19 protein-coding genes and 4 pseudogenes are annotated in these 17,611 nt (G+C 59.2%); 11 read left to right on the forward strand and 12 right to left on the reverse strand.

Annotated elements, in window-relative coordinates; translation table 11 throughout:
* Positions 1-7: 7 nt before the first annotated feature.
* A pseudogene (locus QFZ91_RS26300) lies at positions 8-379 on the reverse strand (DDE-type integrase/transposase/recombinase); the annotation flags it as partial.
* 86 nt (positions 380-465) lie between these two features.
* Here QFZ91_RS26300 and tnpA point away from each other — a divergent pair.
* From tnpA to tnpC, 3 genes are all read left to right on the forward strand, one after another.
* On the forward strand, positions 466-798 hold the full coding sequence (tnpA, locus tag QFZ91_RS26305; protein ID WP_429566397.1) for an IS66 family insertion sequence element accessory protein TnpA: 333 nt from the start codon (positions 466-468) through the stop codon (positions 796-798).
* Positions 798-1,154 carry an IS66 family insertion sequence element accessory protein TnpB gene (gene tnpB, locus QFZ91_RS26310; RefSeq protein WP_429566398.1) on the forward strand — a complete coding sequence of 119 codons (357 nt, stop codon included), beginning with the start codon at positions 798-800 and terminating at the stop codon, positions 1,152-1,154. The genes tnpA and tnpB overlap by 1 nt, the downstream gene beginning before the upstream one ends.
* A gap of 94 nt (positions 1,155-1,248) precedes the next feature.
* Positions 1,249-2,874, forward strand: a complete 1,626-nt coding sequence (gene tnpC / locus QFZ91_RS26315; protein ID WP_429566655.1) for an IS66 family transposase — start codon at positions 1,249-1,251, stop codon at positions 2,872-2,874.
* 29 nt (positions 2,875-2,903) lie between these two features.
* Here tnpC and QFZ91_RS26320 read toward each other — a convergent pair.
* The 3 genes and pseudogenes from QFZ91_RS26320 to QFZ91_RS26330 all read right to left on the reverse strand — a co-directional run.
* A pseudogene (locus QFZ91_RS26320) lies at positions 2,904-3,254 on the reverse strand (IS6 family transposase); the annotation flags it as partial.
* 154 nt (positions 3,255-3,408) lie between these two features.
* Positions 3,409-4,278, reverse strand: a complete 870-nt coding sequence (locus QFZ91_RS26325; RefSeq protein ID WP_429568935.1) for a hypothetical protein — start codon at positions 4,276-4,278, stop codon at positions 3,409-3,411.
* Between the two features lie 100 nt (positions 4,279-4,378).
* Positions 4,379-5,065, reverse strand: coding sequence for a transposase (locus QFZ91_RS26330; protein ID WP_429568936.1), 687 nt, complete (start codon positions 5,063-5,065; stop codon positions 4,379-4,381).
* Positions 5,066-5,335: 270 nt separating this feature from the next.
* On the opposite strand from QFZ91_RS26330, the gene QFZ91_RS26335 reads away from it, so the two are divergent.
* Positions 5,336-5,566 carry a hypothetical protein gene (locus QFZ91_RS26335; protein ID WP_429568937.1) on the forward strand — a complete coding sequence of 77 codons (231 nt, stop codon included), beginning with the start codon at positions 5,336-5,338 and terminating at the stop codon, positions 5,564-5,566.
* A 10-nt stretch (positions 5,567-5,576) separates the two neighbouring features.
* On the opposite strand, the gene QFZ91_RS26340 is transcribed toward QFZ91_RS26335, so the two are convergent.
* Positions 5,577-6,299: an IS6 family transposase gene (locus QFZ91_RS26340; protein ID WP_429568938.1), complete on the reverse strand. Its 723-nt coding sequence runs from the start codon at positions 6,297-6,299 to the stop codon at positions 5,577-5,579.
* On the opposite strand from QFZ91_RS26340, the gene QFZ91_RS26345 reads away from it, so the two are divergent.
* Positions 6,271-8,781, forward strand: a complete 2,511-nt coding sequence (locus tag QFZ91_RS26345) for a hypothetical protein (RefSeq protein WP_429568939.1) — start codon at positions 6,271-6,273, stop codon at positions 8,779-8,781. The genes QFZ91_RS26340 and QFZ91_RS26345 overlap by 29 nt on opposite strands.
* 57 nt (positions 8,782-8,838) lie before the next feature.
* Here the strand turns inward: QFZ91_RS26345 and QFZ91_RS26350 are convergent.
* Positions 8,839-8,925, reverse strand: a pseudogene (locus tag QFZ91_RS26350) (transposase); the annotation flags it as partial.
* Between the two features lie 53 nt (positions 8,926-8,978).
* On the opposite strand from QFZ91_RS26350, the gene QFZ91_RS26355 reads away from it, so the two are divergent.
* The 3 genes from QFZ91_RS26355 (at position 8,979) to QFZ91_RS26365 (ending at position 10,884) form a co-directional block, all read left to right on the forward strand.
* Positions 8,979-9,701 carry an IS6 family transposase gene (locus tag QFZ91_RS26355; RefSeq protein ID WP_429568940.1) on the forward strand — a complete coding sequence of 241 codons (723 nt, stop codon included), beginning with the start codon at positions 8,979-8,981 and terminating at the stop codon, positions 9,699-9,701.
* Between the two features lie 12 nt (positions 9,702-9,713).
* Positions 9,714-10,046 (forward strand): transposase, encoded by a 333-nt coding sequence (locus QFZ91_RS26360; RefSeq protein WP_429569146.1) that lies wholly within the window; start codon positions 9,714-9,716, stop codon positions 10,044-10,046.
* 115 nt (positions 10,047-10,161) lie between these two features.
* Positions 10,162-10,884 carry an IS6 family transposase gene (locus QFZ91_RS26365; protein ID WP_429569147.1) on the forward strand — a complete coding sequence of 241 codons (723 nt, stop codon included), beginning with the start codon at positions 10,162-10,164 and terminating at the stop codon, positions 10,882-10,884.
* A gap of 198 nt (positions 10,885-11,082) precedes the next feature.
* Here the strand turns inward: QFZ91_RS26365 and QFZ91_RS26370 are convergent, their stop codons facing one another.
* Positions 11,083-11,358, reverse strand: a complete 276-nt coding sequence (locus tag QFZ91_RS26370) for a CPBP family glutamic-type intramembrane protease (protein WP_429569148.1) — start codon at positions 11,356-11,358, stop codon at positions 11,083-11,085.
* Positions 11,359-11,430: 72 nt separating this feature from the next.
* On the opposite strand from QFZ91_RS26370, the gene QFZ91_RS26375 reads away from it, so the two are divergent.
* The 3 genes and pseudogenes from QFZ91_RS26375 to QFZ91_RS26385 all read left to right on the forward strand — a co-directional run bounded on the left by QFZ91_RS26375 (position 11,431) and on the right by QFZ91_RS26385 (position 13,387).
* Positions 11,431-11,778, forward strand: coding sequence for a DUF746 domain-containing protein (locus QFZ91_RS26375; protein ID WP_429568941.1), 348 nt, complete (start codon positions 11,431-11,433; stop codon positions 11,776-11,778).
* Between the two features lie 461 nt (positions 11,779-12,239).
* Positions 12,240-12,422: pseudogene (locus QFZ91_RS26380) on the forward strand (transposase); the annotation flags it as partial.
* 245 nt (positions 12,423-12,667) lie between these two features.
* Complete coding sequence (locus QFZ91_RS26385; RefSeq protein ID WP_429568942.1) at positions 12,668-13,387, forward strand: IS6 family transposase; 720 nt, start codon at positions 12,668-12,670, stop codon at positions 13,385-13,387.
* A 37-nt stretch (positions 13,388-13,424) separates the two neighbouring features.
* Here QFZ91_RS26385 and QFZ91_RS26390 read toward each other — a convergent pair whose 3' ends face one another.
* From QFZ91_RS26390 to QFZ91_RS26410, 5 genes are all read right to left on the reverse strand, one after another.
* Complete coding sequence (locus QFZ91_RS26390; RefSeq protein WP_429568943.1) at positions 13,425-13,697, reverse strand: hypothetical protein; 273 nt, start codon at positions 13,695-13,697, stop codon at positions 13,425-13,427.
* On the reverse strand, positions 13,694-14,128 hold the full coding sequence (locus tag QFZ91_RS26395; protein WP_429568944.1) for a hypothetical protein: 435 nt from the start codon (positions 14,126-14,128) through the stop codon (positions 13,694-13,696). The genes QFZ91_RS26390 and QFZ91_RS26395 overlap by 4 nt, the downstream gene beginning before the upstream one ends.
* Before the next feature lie 634 nt (positions 14,129-14,762).
* On the reverse strand, positions 14,763-15,629 hold the full coding sequence (locus QFZ91_RS26400) for a transposase (RefSeq protein WP_429568945.1): 867 nt from the start codon (positions 15,627-15,629) through the stop codon (positions 14,763-14,765).
* Between the two features lie 116 nt (positions 15,630-15,745).
* Positions 15,746-16,470 (reverse strand): IS6 family transposase gene (locus QFZ91_RS26405; protein ID WP_429569149.1). Its coding sequence is split into 2 segments (ribosomal slippage): positions 15,746-16,348 and positions 16,351-16,470, totalling 723 coding nucleotides; the frame shifts between segments, so codons are not numbered across the junction.
* Between the two features lie 324 nt (positions 16,471-16,794).
* The gene (locus tag QFZ91_RS26410) at positions 16,795-17,295 is read right to left on the reverse strand and encodes a hypothetical protein (RefSeq protein WP_429568946.1); all 501 of its coding nucleotides are present in this window, start codon (positions 17,293-17,295) and stop codon (positions 16,795-16,797) included.
* Positions 17,296-17,611 lie beyond the last annotated feature (316 nt).

A 17,611-nucleotide genomic window follows, 5' to 3' on the forward strand; every position in this document is an offset into this window, starting at 1 on the left:
GGAAAGCTTATCGATCAAACAGGACCGCATTCCATACGGCGGGCGCAGCGGCCTGCTTGAGGCCGAGCTTCGCGAGATCGAACTGCCCCTTGCGAATGCGATGCGTCAACTCGATTCCTGAAATCGTGATCGCGGCGCTCCGGAATCGCTTGAACCCAAGCATCCCGTTCGTTCTGGACTTGATGTGGCGATGATCTTGCTCGATCACGTTGTTCAGATATTTTGAGGACCGGACCTTCGTGTCTTCAGGCAGCAGACCATCGGTCTTCATTTCGCGAACCGCGCGGTGCGAGGCGGCATAGCCGTCGAGCGTGATGGTCTCTGGCCGCTGGCCCTGACGCTTGATGGCCTTGCTGAAAAAAGCTTTGGCCGCAGCCACGTCGTAAGTGATCCATCAAACCCAATCTTGTCGGTCGATCGACGCAGTCGCAGGATTCGTCCAGTGCTTTCTGAGACGGAGCAAACATGCAATCGGGTCTGGAATTCTGGGCGCCCCACGTTGCGGCGATGGAGCAGGAGTCGGTGGCGACGGCGGAGTATGCGAAGCGCCACGGACTGGCTCTGCATAGCCTGTATTACTGGCGGCACAAGATAAAGGCGGCTGCGACGCAGACATCCGGCCCACCTGAGCGAAGCAGCGCGTTCGTGGCATTGACAGTCAGTGAGCCGGTTCTCGCGCAGCAGCGGCCCGGCAGTTGCACGCTGGTGCTCGGTCCGGGCGTACGCATAGAGTTACCGGCGCTACCCGCCCCTGAGTGGCTGGCCGCGCTCGGGCGCGCCATGCACGGGGAACGCTGATGCACCCGGGCTGCACCCCTACCCAGGTGTACCTGTGCCGTCATCCGGTGGATTTCCGCAAGTCGATCGATGGCCTGAGCGCGCTGGTCGAGCAGGAACTGGAGCTGAACCCGTTCGGCAGCGCGTTGTACGTGTTCATCAACCGCCAGAAGGACAAGCTCAAGGCGCTGTACTGGCATCGCAACGGGTTCTGCCTGTGGTACAAGCGCGCGGAGAAGGAGAAGTTCGCCTGGCCACGCGAGGGTAGCGGGGCCACGCAGAGCGTGACGATGCAGGAGTTGCAGTGGCTGCTGGAGGGCTTCGATCTGTGGAGCAACGGACCGCATAAAACGCTGCATTTTAAATCGGTATCCTAATCAATTATGGTGTTAACATGGTGGCATGCCTGCTGCCAGGAAGACACCTTCGATCCGACACAAGCTTGCGTTACCTGAAGTCAAGGTAGCGCCGCTGCCGCCGCTGCCAGCGCAGTTGCCTGACGATGTGGAGGCATTGAAGGCGTTGCTGCATGCCCAGCAGGCAGCGCATCAGCAGGCGATCGATCACAGCGTTCAGCAGGCGCTCGAGCAGGCCCACGAACACGCGATGCGCCACATCGACCACCTGTACGAGCAGTTCGTGCTGCTGCGCCAGCGGCACTTCGGCGCGAGTTCTGAACAGTCCTCGGGCCAGGCGCACCTGTTCGACGAAGCAGAGGTGCTGGCGGCCGCGAGCACATCCGGGCAGGACCAGGCGCCCATTGCATCGCCAGGTGACGCTGCCGCCGATGCTGGCAAGAAGAGCGCGGACAAGCCTGCGCGTGGCAAGCGCGCACCACTGCCGCCCGGGTTGCCGCGCGTGGACATCGTGCATGACGTGCCGGAAGATCAGCGCGTGTGTCCGTGCGGCACACCGATGGTGGAGATCGGTGAGGACATCAGCGAGCAGCTCGACATCGTGCCGATGCAGGTGCGTGTGCTGCGCCATATCCGCAAGCGCTACGGCTGCCCGGGCAGCGCGCATGCGCCGGTGGTCGCTGCGTTGCCCGCGCAGCCGCTGCCCAGGAGCAACGCCAGTCCGGACCTGCTGGCGATGCTGCTCACAGTCAAGTTCGCCGATGGCCTGTCGCTGGCGCGCTTCGAATACGTGCTCGAGCGCGCCGGCGTCGCGGTGCCGCGTCAGACACTGGCGCGCTGGGTGATCGGCGCGGCCGGCGTGCTGCAGCCGCTGCATAACCTGATGCGCGACGAACTGTTCAACGGTTCGGTCCTGCACATGGATGAGACCGTGGTGCAGGTGCTCAAGGAGCACGACAGGTCGCCGACCTCGCAAAGTTATATGTGGGTGCAGACCGGTGGCCCGCCTGAACGACCGGTGGTGGTGTTCGACTACGACCCGAGCCGCAGCGGCGCGGTGCCCGTGCGACTGCTCGAAGGCTATCTGGGCTATCTGATGACCGACGGCTACGACGGCTACAACGCGCTGGCAAAGACCGCAGGCATCGAGCACCTGGCATGTCTGGCCCACGCACGCCGGCGCTTCGTCGAGGCGACGCGCGTTCAGACCAAAGGCAAGCGCGGCCGGGCTGATGAGGCAATCGAGCTGATCGGTCGGTTGTACGGGATCGAGCGCGAATGCAAGCAGGCGAAGGATGACGCGCGACTCGTCGCGCGTCAGACGCGCAGCGTGCCGATCCTGGCTGAACTCAGGGCCTGGCTCGACGCGACGTTGCCGACCGTGCCGCCGAAAACGGCGCTGGGCGAAGCGTTGGCCTACCTGCACAAATACTGGTCGCGGCTGGTGCGATACACCGAGCGCGGCGATCTGCCCATCGACAACAACCGCTGCGAGAACTCCCTGCGCCCCTTCTGTGTCGGTCGCCGGCGATGGTTGTTCTGTGACACGCCCGCGGGCGCTCACGCGAGTGCCGTCATCTACTCGCTCATCGAAACGGCACGCGCCAACGGCCTCGAGCCGTATACCTGGCTGCGACGGGTGTTGCGCGAGTTGCCGGCGGCCCAGTCCGTCGAGGCCGTCGAAGCGTTGTTGCCCTGGAATCTCCATCGCCACGATTTAGCCAGCGAAATGGCGCCCTGAACAGTCTGGGTTTGCTGGATCACTTACGCCACGTCGCGTCGGGCTCTGAGCATGAAGTCCACCGTCTGGCCAGCCCGATCCACTGCCCGGTACAGGTAGACCCACCGGCCGCGAATCTTCAGGTAGGTCTCATCGACACGCCACGAGCGACCCGCAGGCGTAGCAAAGCGGTTCCAGCGTTTGACGAACTCGGGTGTATAACGCCTCACCCAGCGCAGAATCGTCGTGTGAGCCAGCGACAATCCCCGTTCGGCCATCATCTCGACCAGATCGCGAAAGCTGAGCTTGTAGCGCAGGTACCAGCGAACGCACAGAATGATGATCTCCCGATCAAAATGGCGTCCGCCGAACAACTTCTCCGGACTCTTCAGCTTGCTCATCGCGGCTCGTCGGTTCGTTTTGTTCCGACAACTCTAACCCATTCGCCGGCCCTATTTGCACCAGAGCCGATTTAAGAAGCCTAAATAATTGCGCCCGCAACCAACTGGGCGCCTGCCCTGCCGAACAATGCAGCCGACCGGATGCCCCTGAGCGTCATAGCGTGCCGCTGACTGTGTTTACCGTTCGCTGCTCAACCAGCGAATCGTGACCAAGAAATACATCGTCGCCATATGTTGCGGCGTACACCCCGTGCTGCGTTCCGCATCCGTCATACCAATTAGCCGAGATATTCATATCACACAATGCGTTGCGCAGCGGTCTATCAATTTCATCACATTCCTCTGATCCACTAATCACGGCCACTTTATGATTGGCTAGCTGACTCCCCCGTATGCCAAGCATTTGTGCACAGTTTATCAGCATCGTTCGCATAGAATCATCGGTATGTGCTCCATCACCACTGGGCCACTCATAGATGTGTGCCAGACAGTTTGCCTTGCGTCCGAAAATCGCCAGTGCGCGACACGTAATCAATTCGGACGTAACGAGAGCGACATTTTTCGGCGATGTGGAAAAGCAGTTCTCATTCACGATGTTCGCGACCGAAGACAGCTCCAAATGGGGGAGCCTTCTTATACTGACCGCAGATGGCCCGGCAACTTGCGCTAGATGCGCAGCCGGAATAGTCGGCGAGGCTGGCGGCGAAGCCATGGAAGATCGAAGTTTCAAGCTCTGCCGCACCGATGTACTGGCGTCTTTCCACCGGGCCAACTGGTTTTGGGTTTGCACTATTGATGATGCCCCCGCTGCGGATGTCGCTGTACGGCTGCGTTTTAGATCGCTCAATTTGGCCAGATGGCTACTCGCTTGCCGGGCATTGCGGCTCTGCGCATACTCGTGCTGCGGCGGAGAATCCGTGGCGGAGTTCACATCGTTTCCACCAGAGATTGAAGTTCCGCTCGATTTCGAGATACACAGCCCCATGCTGCTGCTCCTTTCCTTGGCTTTGTTCGGCACTGTCACGTTAAATTGCTCGCGACGTAATAGCAGCCTCCTGAAAGGGTCGGCTGCATCTCAACTCTAGACCCTGGTCGCCCCCTTTCTGGGGCGGCCAGGAGGCCTTTCAATGATTATCAACTTGTGGGCAATGGCATGCCGGTGGGTTCGCTCCTCGCCGTGTACGACAGCGTGAGCTGGCGGTGGGGATGACGGGCGTCACGCCCGCGCCTGAAAGCGCTTCGGTACGCTCGATGCTGTAGTACGCGCCATCGGCAATCACCCGATCCATCGGCACATCAGCGGGCAGCACGGCGTCCATTCCTTCGCGGTCCGACACTTCTGTAGTGGTGGTGCGGATCGCGTGTACGTTCATGTCAGCGTCGATCGACCGATGCATCTTGCGCCACGGCGTGCGCGCGGCCTTCCGGGCGTACTTTTCCTCGTACCACTGGCTCGCCCGCCCAAAGCTCAATCCCGTGCTGTCGACGATGAGACTGATCGTGTCGCCGCGCGCGAGACGTCGGGCCAGCTGTTCGCAACGCTGCGTGACGCTCACCTCCAGTGAAGCGAACCGTTCGCCCAGCTGACTGGCGCTGGGCACCGGGATGTCCAGCCCGCGAGTCTCCCAGTAGTCCTCCATATAGCAGGTGATCTGCCGCATCCCCCAGCCGAACAGCCGGTAGAAGGTAAAGATCAGCTCGATGTACGCCGTGGTGTAGGTCGGCTCACGCCCCGACACGCCCGGCGTACGGCTCTTTGCGTTGATAAGCTGCGCCTTCAGATCGCCGCCCGGCACATACGGGCTGATCATGCCGCGCTTTCTCAGGCTCTGGTTATACGCCCGCGCGTTCGTCACCCGGTACCCCGGCTTCTTGCGCTTGCGCGCTTCACCCGTCTTTAGTCTGGCTTTATATGGCATTATTCAATGCTGGCTTCATGATGTTGCGCTTTTACACAACCCGCAGCATCTTTGCAATACCCCATCCGGACAAAGCCGCCAATCACTTCGCCAATCAGGTTATTGCTTCGCAGGGCACATCTAGTCCATTGAACCAATGAAATTGCACCGATCTAATGGTGCATGGGCAAAATGAATCTGAGTGAAGCTGAGCGGGAAGAATTGCTGTCGATGCAGCGCAGCCGAACGATGGCCGTTGGCCAGGTGAGGCGAGCGCGGTTGATCCTGCTGCTTGATGAAGGCGCATCGCGCGGCGCGATCATGAGCGAATTGCGATGCGATTCGCGTTTCATCACGACGTGGCAAACCGGTTCTGTTGCAGTAAGGATGTCGGGACGAGAAATGTCGATATGATAAGTATTGCTTATGACACAAGGGAGTAAAACTGCTGGGAAGCAGACGACGGGTCTTTGCCCGCACATTTCACCTGTCCTTTCCTGATCATGTGCATTACCTCGATGCCGCCGAGAATGACCCTCGCACGGTGGAAGTTCTTGAATCCCAGCATCGGCCGGGTCCGGCGTTTGATAGCCCGATGGTCCTGTTCGACAATGTTGTTCAGGTACTTGATCTGACGGACCTTGATCGGCGTCTCGCGATCGGCATTCACCGCATCCAGTGCGGCCAGATTGGAGCCGCTTTTGTCGATGGTCACGGTCTCTGGCGTACCATTATGGGCGATCGCCTTTTCAAAGAACCGCCGGGCAGCGACCTTGTCCCGCCTGGCCCTGAGCAGGAATTCGACCGTGTCGCCCGCCTTGTCCACTGCCCGGTAAAGATATTTCCACTCGCCTTTGATCTTGATATAGCTCTCGTCCATTCGCCAGCTTTTCCCAACCGGACGCCTGTGCTTGCGGAAGCGCCTTTCGAAGAGCGGCAGCAGCTTGATGACCCAGCGGTACACCGTCGAATGATCCACCGCGATACCACGCTCGTCCATCATTTCCGCAAGATTGCGCAAACTCAGCGAATAGGCCACGTACCATCGCACGCACAGAAAAATCACTTCAAGCGGGTAGTGAAGGCGCTTCAGGACCTTGGCCAGGCCCGGCGCAAGTGTGGTTCGCGGTGTCTTCGTCTTCTTCATCGCACAGCTCAAAAATTCGCTACCCAATTTTAACGTGGGCCTTACTGCAACAGAACCTCTCGACGTGCATTGGGTCGAGCCGCACGCGGACGGGTACCCCGTGCGCGTGCAGTGCTCGAGCACGGGCAGGGAACCGGTTGCGATCATCCGCTTCCAGGACCACTACGAGGCGTTGCGCTCGGTGAGCGCGGCGGTCTACGGCCGCACTGGCCACGGCCGCAGCGAGGAACCGCTTAGCCCACTCCGCGAGAACGAGGGCTGGGGCATGCCATTCCTGCGCGGTAGGCACGAGAAACAGGTTGCGCCAGCGCATACTGTCCGCGAGCAAAGCGGACCGGCAGTGCCGGTGGGCGTTCGTGAACCAAGTGGGATGGCGAAAGCACAGGAACCGCCGTCAGCCGCGCCCACCAGACGACAAACGCTGCTCGAGACATATCACGCCGCCCGACAGCGACCGCTCGACCTCGAGCGTGCGCTGGCTGCCGTCAAGCTGCGCCGCGCTGCGGAAGTCTATTGCGAGAAAAATGAATGGGCACGGTTCACGCCCCGCTTGCCGCGCATGCCTGTTGCCCGGCAGCGGTTCGAGGCGCTGGCCGCCTTGTCTGCCGACGAACTGATCGCAAACGTCGAAGCGCATCCTGAGTGCTATTCTCGAACCTTGCTGACCGATATCGCGCAGCACCACCTGCTTGCAGCCTTGAACATCGACGTCAATCTCTATGAGCAAGGCATCCATCAAGCCGGCCTGTACGAAGGGCTACACAGCGTGGCGGGACGCATCGTGACGGCCGCGGCATCGGCCGTCAGCCTGGGTGTCGCGGAGATTCCCGGGGCCGGGCACGCACTGAAGGCAGGCAAAAAAGCCATCAAGGTGATGGCACACGAGTTGCCGCCGAACATCGTCAACCCTGCGCTGACCGGCCGCTTGCGTTCGGTGACGGATGTCAAGGAAGCGTTCAAGCGCGTGGGCGGACAGCCGGTCGTGGCGCCGCAGATCGAAAAGAGCCCCAACATGGGGGTGATCGTGCAACGGCTCAAGGACAAGCGTCGCAAGCTGAACGACGCTGCGAAGCAGTTCCCGGGCGTGTCGGCGGCGCCCGGGAGGGATTCAAATGCGTTGGGTAACCTCGTCGATGCCTTCCTCGATCTGCATGACACGGCGGACCACCAATACCGGCAACGCATCGGCCTGAACCGGACGCAGACCTACAGCAAGGGGTGGGGCATGGCGATCAACGGCGTAGCCGCCACCGGTGCGATTCTGACGCCAACGGTGCCGGTCGTCGGGCAGATCGTCGGACCGGCCATTCTGGCGTCCACCATTCCGCTGCAATGGGTCGCCGGCTACCTCGATGAGCGGCGCAACAAACACCGGTACAACTTCCGCGCCAATACCAAGTGGGCCAATTTCCTGCATGAAAACGCCGCCCACATCCACTTCAAGGATCTGAAGCCCGAGCACATTTCGGAGCGCGCGCTGCGGCAATCCTTCATCACGCAATCCGAAGTGCAAGTGGCAGCCATTCGAGAGGTCTATGAGGACACGCTCGGCGAATGGATGCACAGGCGAGTCGAACTAGAGCGGAAAATCGGTGTCATGGAGAGCACTGGAATGGCCGCTCGGGCAATTTGGCCGCACCGCGCCCACCTGCGAGGCCTCGGGTTGGAGATCGATCTCGCCAAGCAGCAGGTCGAGGACTTCGAATCTTTCGATGCCGGGCGCTGGAGCGAGATTCCTGCCGATAGCCCGATCGGTCGTTGCCTGGACGACCTCAAACAACTCGAGCAAGCGAACCGTGCCGCACGCCTTCGCAAGCCCGGCGAAAGCGCGCAAATCGTTCAGCGCTACGTGCAGGCATTCCACGCCGGAGTGTCGACAGGAACGGCCCTGCCGGTCATCGACGCCATCACGTTGACCGATTCGCTTTATGCCCGTGACGCCCACGGCCATCAGACGGCGCTGCACCCAGGCGCCGAAGCAGGGGCGGTGGGTACCGGCATCGTGGGTGGCGGCGTGTTCACTGCGACCACGGGCGAGGTTCGCATGAGCAAAGCGGACAACAAGAAGCTGATTTCGGAATTGCGCGTCAGTCCGGAGCAATTTCGCGCGGACGAGCGTCAATGGGTGTTCAAGGCCGGCGACCGCACTGTCGACCTGCGCAACACCGCGGGCTATCGCCGACATGTTCATTCCACATGGGACGAATTCAGGCTGATTGGTCGAGCCGTCCGAAGCGGCTTGTTCAGCGGCCCGGCCGGGCTCTGGCATTTGAGTCGCGCGAAGGGGTGGCCTTGGGGCGAACTTCGGCGCGCCAAGGCCGAGTTACGAGCCGCGCTCGACCTCCTGGCCGCATCGGACACGCCCAAGCCTGTCGCGCACGATGTAGCTCGGACCGACACGCTCTCGGCGATGAAAGATGAACTCTATGACTACCCAGCGGTGCGCATACATTTGGGTACGAAGGGGGGAAGCTTCCCCTGAAATTTTGCCTTCCGGCAGTCGTGTGAGAACTCGCCCCAAAGGAAGGAAAGAAGAAATGACCAGCAGCTTTCTGGCATAGCCGTTACCGCTTTTGGCGATGCTGCCCTGACGGCGCTTCTCGCCTGACGAGTGTTCGAACGGGTTCTGTTGCAGTAAGGCCCACGTTAAAATTGGGTAGCGAATTTTTGAGCTGTGCGATGAAGAAGACGAAGACACCGCGAACCACACTTGCGCCGGGCCTGGCCAAGGTCCTGAAGCGCCTTCACTACCCGCTTGAAGTGATTTTTCTGTGCGTGCGATGGTACGTGGCCTATTCGCTGAGTTTGCGCAATCTTGCGGAAATGATGGACGAGCGTGGTATCGCGGTGGATCATTCGACGGTGTACCGCTGGGTCATCAAGCTGCTGCCGCTCTTCGAAAGGCGCTTCCGCAAGCACAGGCGTCCGGTTGGGAAAAGCTGGCGAATGGACGAGAGCTATATCAAGATCAAAGGCGAGTGGAAATATCTTTACCGGGCAGTGGACAAGGCGGGCGACACGGTCGAATTCCTGCTCAGGGCCAGGCGGGACAAGGTCGCTGTCCGGCGGTTCTTTGAAAAGGCGATCGCCCATAATGGTACGCCGGAGACCGTGACCATCGACAAAAGCGGCTCCAATCTGGCCGCACTGGATGCGGTGAATGCCGATCGCGAGACGCCGATCAAGGTCCGTCAGATCAAGTACCTGAACAACATTGTCGAACAGGACCATCGGGCTATCAAACGCCGGACCCGGCCGATGCTGGGATTCAAGAACTTCCACCGTGCGAGGGTCATTCTCGGCGGCATCGAGGTAATGCACATGATCAGGAAAGGGCAGATGAAATGTGCTGGCAAAGACCCGTCGTCTGCTTCCCAGCAGTTTTACTCCCTTGTGTTATAAGCAATACTTATCATATCGACATCTCTCGTCCCGACACCCTTACTGCAACAGAACCAGGAAAAGTACGCCCAGAAGGCCGCGCGCACGCCGTGGCGCAAGATGCATCGGTCGATCGACGCTGACATGAACGTACACGCGATCCGCATCACCACTACAGAAGTGTCGGACCGCGAAGGAATGGACGCCGTGCTGCCCGCTGATGTGCCGATGGATCGGGTGATTGCCGATGGCGCGTACTACAGCATCGAGCGTACCGAAGCGCTTTCAGGCGCGGGCGTGACGCCCGTCATCCCCACCGCGAGCTCACGCTGTCGTACACGGCGAGCAGCGAACCCGCCGGCATGACCAGATCGTCAGATACATCGAGGACAAAGGCATCTATGCATTTCACAAGAAATACGGCGGTTTTGTCGCAATAACGCGGTCAAGTAAAATCCGCCGACGACAACGCATGACAAGCATGATGACAAAGACGAAGACGCCATGCAAGACGCTGCCCGCTGGCATTGGCAAGGTACTGAAGCGGCTGCACTACCCGCTGGACGTGATCCTGCTGTGCGTCCGGTGGTACGTGGCGTACTCACTGAGCCTACGAAACCTCGAAGAAATGATGGCCGAGCGGGGTATCGAGGTGGACCATTCGAGCGTGCACCGGTGGGTTATCAAGCTGCTACCGGCGTTTGAAAAAGCATTCCGCAAACGCAAACGGCCTGTCGGCAAGAGCTGGCGCGTCGATGAGACCTATGTCAAGGTCAAAGGCCATTGGAAATACTTGTACCGTGCCGTGGACAAGGCGGGCAACACGGTGGATTTCCTGCTGCGCGCGCATCGGGACAAGGCCGCGGCGCGCCGCTACTTCGAGAAGGCGATTGAACAGAACGGCGAGCCCAAGACAATCACCGTGGACAGGAGCGGCGCCAATCTGGCTGCGCTTGAAGCGCTCAATGCCGAGCGTTTAACGCCGATCAAGGTCCGGCAAAACAAATACCTAAACAACGTCGTCGAGCAGGATCACCGTGCCATCAAACGCATCATCAAACCGATGATGGGGTTCAAGGATTTCCGCTGTGCGCGCATCATCCTGTCTGGCATTGAGATCGCACACATGAACCGCAAGGGGCAGATGTGTGACGATGGCGTCGCCTCGACTGCAGCCGAACAATTCTATTCTCTCGTGATGTAAGCAATCCTCTTCACCTTAGCCGCCTGATCGTCGCATCGTCATTAACGCGACACAACCTGCTCGTCGGGCTGCTACGAGGCGGTTTCGAATACGCTCCTACCACTGGCCCTGAGCCGGCAGGCGGTTGGGAACTCTCGAATCTGCCCGCTGAGGATGGTCGTCGAACTCGATGGTCCGCACGAGCGGCGAGAATTCCCGTTAGCCACGAACATGCGCGACGACCTGATCGCAGACCAGCGCAAATGCCATCGCGTAACTGTGCAAGGCAATGGGCAATGCGACTCCGCCGGTGCGGATGCGAGCCCGGGCAAACACGATGCCAAGGGCGAACAGAAGCAGATAGGTGCTCAGGTAGGCGTAGTGCCGGTGCTGTACTGAAAAGAGAAGCGAGGTGGCAACGACCGCGATCGCGGCGATCCTCCGGTTCGCCCTGAAAGGCAGCGCCGACAGGAGGAAGTGCCTGAATGTCTGAATGTCAGCTCTTCCACGAGCGGGGGTAGCACCAGCAGGCTGAGGACCATCACGACGTTCTGCACGGGCGAGAAAATGCCGGCCTTCATCCGGCTATTGTCGCAACCCATTCCGCTCGAGGAGGTTTCGCGCCGGCTGGGGGTTGAATACGGAGCCGCGTCGAACTGGCTGATGCGGTTCAGGGAACTGATCGCTCAGCACGATCCGGAGGGCATCTGGCTCACCCGTGTGCGCCTGGGCGTGAAGTTCCGGCCGGTACCTGTCCGCAGTGCGGCTACACAGGAGTGCTGCTCAACGGTGGCTACGATCTTGACTACCAGCGCAGGGCGCTGTGCCCGGAGTGTCGCGCGTACTGGACCCTCGATGCGACAGGACCCTCGATGCGACAGGACCGGGAGGGGAAGTGGAAGTCCGCATTGTTGAGGATCTCGCGCTTACCGCCGTTGCCCGACGCAGGCGCAACGGCAAGGACGCCCCGGATCTGCCCACGGCGAAGCACGCTATCCTAAGGACTCCAGATCGTATCGTGACGACGCCCGTCGTCACGCCATCCCTGCCGTCTCCCGACAGCGCCCGGTTTGATTTCACCAGCCGCTGCGTGCGAACAGCCCGCTGCCACGCCGTCATGAGGAAGACAAGGATCTCACCCGATTTCTCGAGGCGGCCGTGCGCGCCGTGCTGTCTCCGGATGAGGCGCCCCTGCCGCGCTGTCCGCGTTGTGCGTCCGGCCAGACGAGATTCGTGGGGCGCTGCCGGACGGAAAATGCGTTACCACTGTTGGCACTGTCGCGTTAAATTGCTCGCGACGAAATAGCGGGGAGAGACAACGCGCTTGTTCAGAAAACGGGCGGAACGGTTCTGACGTGATGGACGCGATCCACGATCAGATCGAGCGGCTCAAGGCCGGAATACGTGCCGAGGTTGAGCACCCATTTCGCGTCATTAAGCGCTAATTCGGCTATGCGAAGACCCGCTATCGCGGTTTGATGAAAAATGCCGCCCAGATCACCACGTTGTTCGCTTTGAGCAATTTGTGGATGGCGCGTAGAGCTTTGCGAAACGCTTAAGATCGGGCCGGTGCGGCCATATGTTTCACCGGCACAGCGCCTGAAAGGTAACCGTACGGGGCGATCTCCGCACAAAGAATGTCGTCGCCCTTCAGACAGCGATCTGCGTGGAAGATCACCCCTCCGAAAACGACTTCTGCAGATCCTCCTTAACTCGTGGCAGTAGCGCTTTTTGAAGGCTCTGGTGCAAATAGGGCCGGCGAATGGGTTAGAGTTGTCGGAACAAAACGAACCGACGAGCCGCGATGAGCAAGCTGAAGAGTCCGGAGAAGTTGTTCGGCGGACGCCATTTTGATCGGGAGATCATCATTCTGTGCGTTCGCTGGTACCTGCGCTACAAGCTCAGCTTTCGCGATCTGGTCGAGATGATGGCCGAACGGGGATTGTCGCTGGCTCACACGACGATTCTGCGCTGGGTGAGGCGTTATACACCCGAGTTCGTCAAACGCTGGAACCGCTTTGCTACGCCTGCGGGTCGCTCGTGGCGTGTCGATGAGACCTACCTGAAGATTCGCGGCCGGTGGGTCTACCTGTACCGGGCAGTGGATCGGGCTGGCCAGACGGTGGACTTCATGCTCAGAGCCCGACGCGACGTGGCTGCGGCCAAAGCTTTTTTCAGCAAGGCCATCAAGCGTCAGGGCCAGCGGCCAGAGACCATCACGCTCGACGGCTATGCCGCCTCGCACCGCGCGGTTCGCGAAATGAAGACCGATGGTCTGCTGCCTGAAGACACGAAGGTCCGGTCCTCAAAATATCTGAACAACGTGATCGAGCAAGATCATCGCCACATCAAGTCCAGAACGAACGGGATGCTTGGGTTCAAGCGATTCCGGAGCGCCGCGATCACGATTTCAGGAATCGAGTTGACGCATCGCATTCGCAAGGGGCAGTTCGATCTCGCGAAGCTCGGCCTCAAGCAGGCCGCTGCGCCCGCCGTATGGAATGCGGTCCTGTTTGATCGATAAGCTTTCCTACCTATATGAACTTTCTCAACCCGCCCACCTATTTGCACCAGAACCCGCAAATCCGGACTTTAACCGATCTGACCATGCGGACCTTAAAAGTCAGTCCCCAACCAGTTGAGAACCCGCCATAGCCGTTCGTGCTCACTGTCCCGGACAACGCGGCGTACGCAGCGCGCCAAGCTCTCTCGGCTGCTTCGCGGCCGCAGATAATCACGATCGAAACCCGCGACCAACTGTTGGTGAAAAGTTCGGCCGCGCCATCGATGATCTGCACAACGCGCAACGCCATCAGGCGAGCGCGATGAATCATCTTTTCTCCATGTCGCCAAGAAAAACGATTTCATCTGGCAATGCGCCTTGCGAATGATCAAGATGGTGTTTGAGTGCGGCGTTTTTTGCATCCGCACCACTGCCAATAAACCTGAAACCTGCCTTGTAGAAAAACTTCGCGGCGCCTTCATCCTGGCAACTTAGGGAAACACTCGACAAGCCGAGATCACCTTTCATGCGGTCAGCAATTTCTAGAAATCGGCTTCCAACCTGACGCACCGCGGTTCTTTTACGGTTATCAACTGATAAGAGCCTTAACGAATTCAACTGAGGTGCCACGCACATCGTGCCAAAATGTTGACTACGAGTTGGACTTGAACTCCGCATTTCTATTTTTGTAGCGTTACCTGATGCTGACGATTCAATCGTCACATCAAGCATTGACTGCCGACCTCGATCGTAGATTTGCATACTTGTGCCGACTCCTCGAAAAATCTAGAACACTATCGCAAAAGCGTGTTGTCTGCGCCAGAATTTCCGAGGCTACGCCTCATAGCGCGAACGTCCATGGTCGGTGGGGCGTTGTCAAGTTGGGTACTGTAGGTCAATGTCTCGGCACATGCATAGTTATCCTTATCAGTCAACCGTCTCAACCGGGTCTGAGACGGTCCACCCATGCCATGTTGCGAGACGTTCTTTCAGGATAGCGCGATGACGAGCGGCGTTCATCTGAAGGGCTTTGTCCGGATGGGGTATTGCAAAGATGCTGCGGGTTGTGTAAAAGCGCAACATCATGAACCCAGCATTGAATAATGCCATATAAAGCCAGACTAAAGACGGGTGAAGCGCGCAAGCGCAAGAAGCCGGGGTACCGGGTGACGAACGCGCGGGCGTATAACCAGAGCCTGACAACTGATTGCGGGTTTCAAGCGGACTGAAGTTGCATTTGATCAGTAGGACATATGTTTCATGAAATGCAGGAGTTGGCAAGACGGGCGGCGCGAAGCGGTAGTCGGATTTGCGAGGTGATCGACATGGCATCGACGCGCGGGGCCGCGACGCAATGCGCCGGCGACGTGACGGCAGGCGGCCCAGAGGGGCGCGATCAGCTGCGGCAGTAGTGCCGCAGGTTGATCATCGTATAGGCCAGCGTCTTGAGCGCGTAGTGTACGTCGCTGATGCGCTCGAAGCGCAGCAGCAGGCGGCGGAACGTATCCTCCCAGGCGAACACGCGCTCGATGGTGCTGAAGCGCTCCTCGAAGATGGCCGCATCGAAATGACGCTTGCGGCCGCGTTTGTTCTGTTTGCGGTTGCGCAGATTCTCTGGGATGTTGGGCCTCATGCCGAGGTTGAAGATCGCACGGCGGTTTTCGCGGCAGTCGTAGACGCCATCCAGACTGACGGTTGAGCCCTGCAGGTCCGCACCAATGGCACGCGCCATGGCGGTAAGTTTTGGCAGCGCGTCACGCAGCAGGGGCGATTCGTTGCGGTTGCCCGGCGCACTCACGAACGGCGCGATGATGTTGCATTTGCGATCGCAGAAGGCCACCACCTTGTCGCCCTTGAGGTGCTTGTGCCCGCTGTAGCCCAGGTTGTCGCCGCCTTTCTTCGCTGCCGTCGTCGTGCCGTCGCCGTGGATGGTCGAGAGGTCCAGGCGCTGGTCCTGATGCAGTTGATCAACCGAGCCCGCAAAGACCCGGTCGATGCTGCCGTCGGCCTGCCAGCGCCGCATGATCCGGTAGATGCGGGTGTGGTGGATTTCAGGCAGCCCCAGTGCATTCGTTTCGATGGGCAGCATCTTCCACTGGCAACCCATGTACAGCGCCTTCAGGACATAGTTGAACATCTTCTGTAGCGGCAACGTCGGTGGCGGACCGCGCCGGCCCCGGCCCAGATGCGGCAAGATAAATTGCTCGAACTGCTCAACCGTCAATTGCGTGGGAATCGCCTGTCGGCCATGGTTTGCAGCCATTCTCGCATCCGCAAAGCCTTGACTTTAACCGCTCCGGCCTCGCCAACCCCGCAAGCCAGGGTTGTGTCGCGTTAAGGACGATGCGACGATCAGGCGCCTGAGATGAAGAGGATTGCTTACATCACGAGAGAATAGAATTGTTCGGCTGCAGTCGAGGCGACGCCATCGTCACACATCTGCCCCTTGCGGTTCATGTGTGCGATCTCAATGCCAGACAGGATGATGCGCGCACAGCGGAAATCCTTGAACCCCATCATCGGTTTGATGATGCGTTTGATGGCACGGTGATCCTGCTCGACGACGTTGTTTAGGTATTTGTTTTGCCGGACCTTGATCGGCGTTAAACGCTCGGCATTGAGCGCTTCAAGCGCAGCCAGATTGGCGCCGCTCCTGTCCACGGTGATTGTCTCGGGCTCGCCGTTCTGTTCAATCGCCTTCTCGAAGTAGCGGCGCGCCGCGGCCTTGTCCCGATGGGCGCGCAGCAGGAAATCCACCGTGTTGCCCGCCTTGTCCACGGCACGGTAGAAGTATTTCCAATGGCCTTTGACCTTGACATAGGTCTCATCGACGCGCCAGCTCTTGCCGACAGGCCGTTTGCGTTTGCGGAATGCTTTTTCAAACACCGGCAGCAGCTTGATAACCCACCGGTGCACGCTCGAATGGTCCACCTCGATACCCCGCTCGGCCATCATTTCTTCGAGGTTTCGTAGACTCAGTGAGTGTACGCCACGTACCACCGGACGCACAGCAGGATCACGTCCAGCGGGTAGTGCAGCCGCTTCAGTACCTTGCCAATGCCAGCGGGCAGCGTCTTGCATGGCGTCTTCGTCTTTGTCATCATGCTTGTCATGCGTTGTCGTCGGCGGATTTTACTTGACCGCGTTATTGCGACAAAGCCACCTGCGGCACTACTGCCGCAGGTGATCGCGCCCCTCTGGGCCGCCTGCCGTCACGTCGCCGGCGCATTGCGTCGCGGCCCCGCGCGTCGATGCCATGTCGATCACCTCGCAAATCCGACTACCGCTTCGCGCCGCCCGTCTTGCCAACTCCTGCATTTCATGAAACATATGTCCTACTGATCAAATGCAACTTCAGTCCGCTTGAAACCCGCAATCAGTTGCGTGACATCTTACGTGACTACCTCGCCAACGTGACAGTGCCGTAGTCAGTTGCCCGGTGGAATTTGATGTGCGTAAGCGTCCTGCTCAAAACCGCTGAGCCGATAGCCATACTGATTGAGTTGATGCACATACTCAGCCAGATAGTTGATTTTTTCGCGACGAACGTCTTCATACTGCTTGACATGCCTGAGTTCATGAGACAGAAGCGTCGTTGCGTCTCCATTATGCCCTTCTTTTATGTAAATCCCGTAGCCGAAGGTAAGTCCCGTGATGTGACCTCCCAAAAGTCCTACTTTCGACATCGCGAGATAGACGCTCGCGTTTCCTGGATTTGGAAGTTTCCCGATCACCACCCGAACTCGTTCGGGATGCTCGACGCGCATTTTCTGCGCAATGGCAGTTTCATCGGCCATCAAGCATCTCCCGTCCGTCAATGCCTTCTCTTCCATTTTACCGGCCCATTTCTCAATTGCCTTGATGGTGGATGGAAGACTGCCCTGCTCAATAGGGCGCAACTTGAACTCTGGCGTGCCGGCCGTGGGCACGTATGACGATCTTGAACCCGGTGGACGGGAGGTTAATCCTTGAAGTGCCGGTGACGCCGGTAATGTGTGGTTCGCCGGCGTACCGGTCGGTGTGTTTGTGTTCCCTCTATCCAGTCCGTCTGACGCGGCACCGGACGATTGTTCACCTATGCGCATGGATCGAGATTACCTTTGTGATCTGAAATTAAAGGAGCTTCGCATTTGCTTGACTTGTCGGCGGATGCGCACTCTACGCCAAGCATCACCGTTCCAAACGTGCCGTCATTGTGGATCATCAGGGCTTTGTCCGGATGGGGGTAGTCGCGTCCATAGCACG

This window comes from Paraburkholderia sp. JPY419 (assembly GCF_050435705.1).
GTDB classification, from domain to species: domain Bacteria; phylum Pseudomonadota; class Gammaproteobacteria; order Burkholderiales; family Burkholderiaceae; genus Paraburkholderia; species Paraburkholderia youngii.

Bases quoted from the DNA above. Each gene is read 5' to 3' on its own strand.
- tnpA (WP_429566397.1), top strand. From the start codon at position 466: ATGCAATCGGGTCTGGAATTCTGGGCGCCCCACGTTGCGGCGATGGAG.
- tnpB (WP_429566398.1), top strand. From the start codon at position 798: ATGCACCCGGGCTGCACCCCTACCCAGGTGTACCTGTGCCGTCATCCG.
- QFZ91_RS26330 (WP_429568936.1), bottom strand. From the start codon at position 5,065: ATGATCAGCCCGTATGTGCCGGGCGGCGATCTGAAGGCGCAGCTTATC.
- QFZ91_RS26335 (WP_429568937.1), top strand. From the start codon at position 5,336: ATGGGCAAAATGAATCTGAGTGAAGCTGAGCGGGAAGAATTGCTGTCG.
- QFZ91_RS26340 (WP_429568938.1), bottom strand. From the start codon at position 6,299: ATGAAGAAGACGAAGACACCGCGAACCACACTTGCGCCGGGCCTGGCC.
- QFZ91_RS26355 (WP_429568940.1), top strand. From the start codon at position 8,979: ATGAAGAAGACGAAGACACCGCGAACCACACTTGCGCCGGGCCTGGCC.
- QFZ91_RS26365 (WP_429569147.1), top strand. From the start codon at position 10,162: ATGATGACAAAGACGAAGACGCCATGCAAGACGCTGCCCGCTGGCATT.
- QFZ91_RS26375 (WP_429568941.1), top strand. From the start codon at position 11,431: ATGCCGGCCTTCATCCGGCTATTGTCGCAACCCATTCCGCTCGAGGAG.
- QFZ91_RS26385 (WP_429568942.1), top strand. From the start codon at position 12,668: ATGAGCAAGCTGAAGAGTCCGGAGAAGTTGTTCGGCGGACGCCATTTT.
- QFZ91_RS26390 (WP_429568943.1), bottom strand. From the start codon at position 13,697: ATGATTCATCGCGCTCGCCTGATGGCGTTGCGCGTTGTGCAGATCATC.
- QFZ91_RS26395 (WP_429568944.1), bottom strand. From the start codon at position 14,128: ATGCAAATCTACGATCGAGGTCGGCAGTCAATGCTTGATGTGACGATT.
- QFZ91_RS26400 (WP_429568945.1), bottom strand. From the start codon at position 15,629: ATGGCTGCAAACCATGGCCGACAGGCGATTCCCACGCAATTGACGGTT.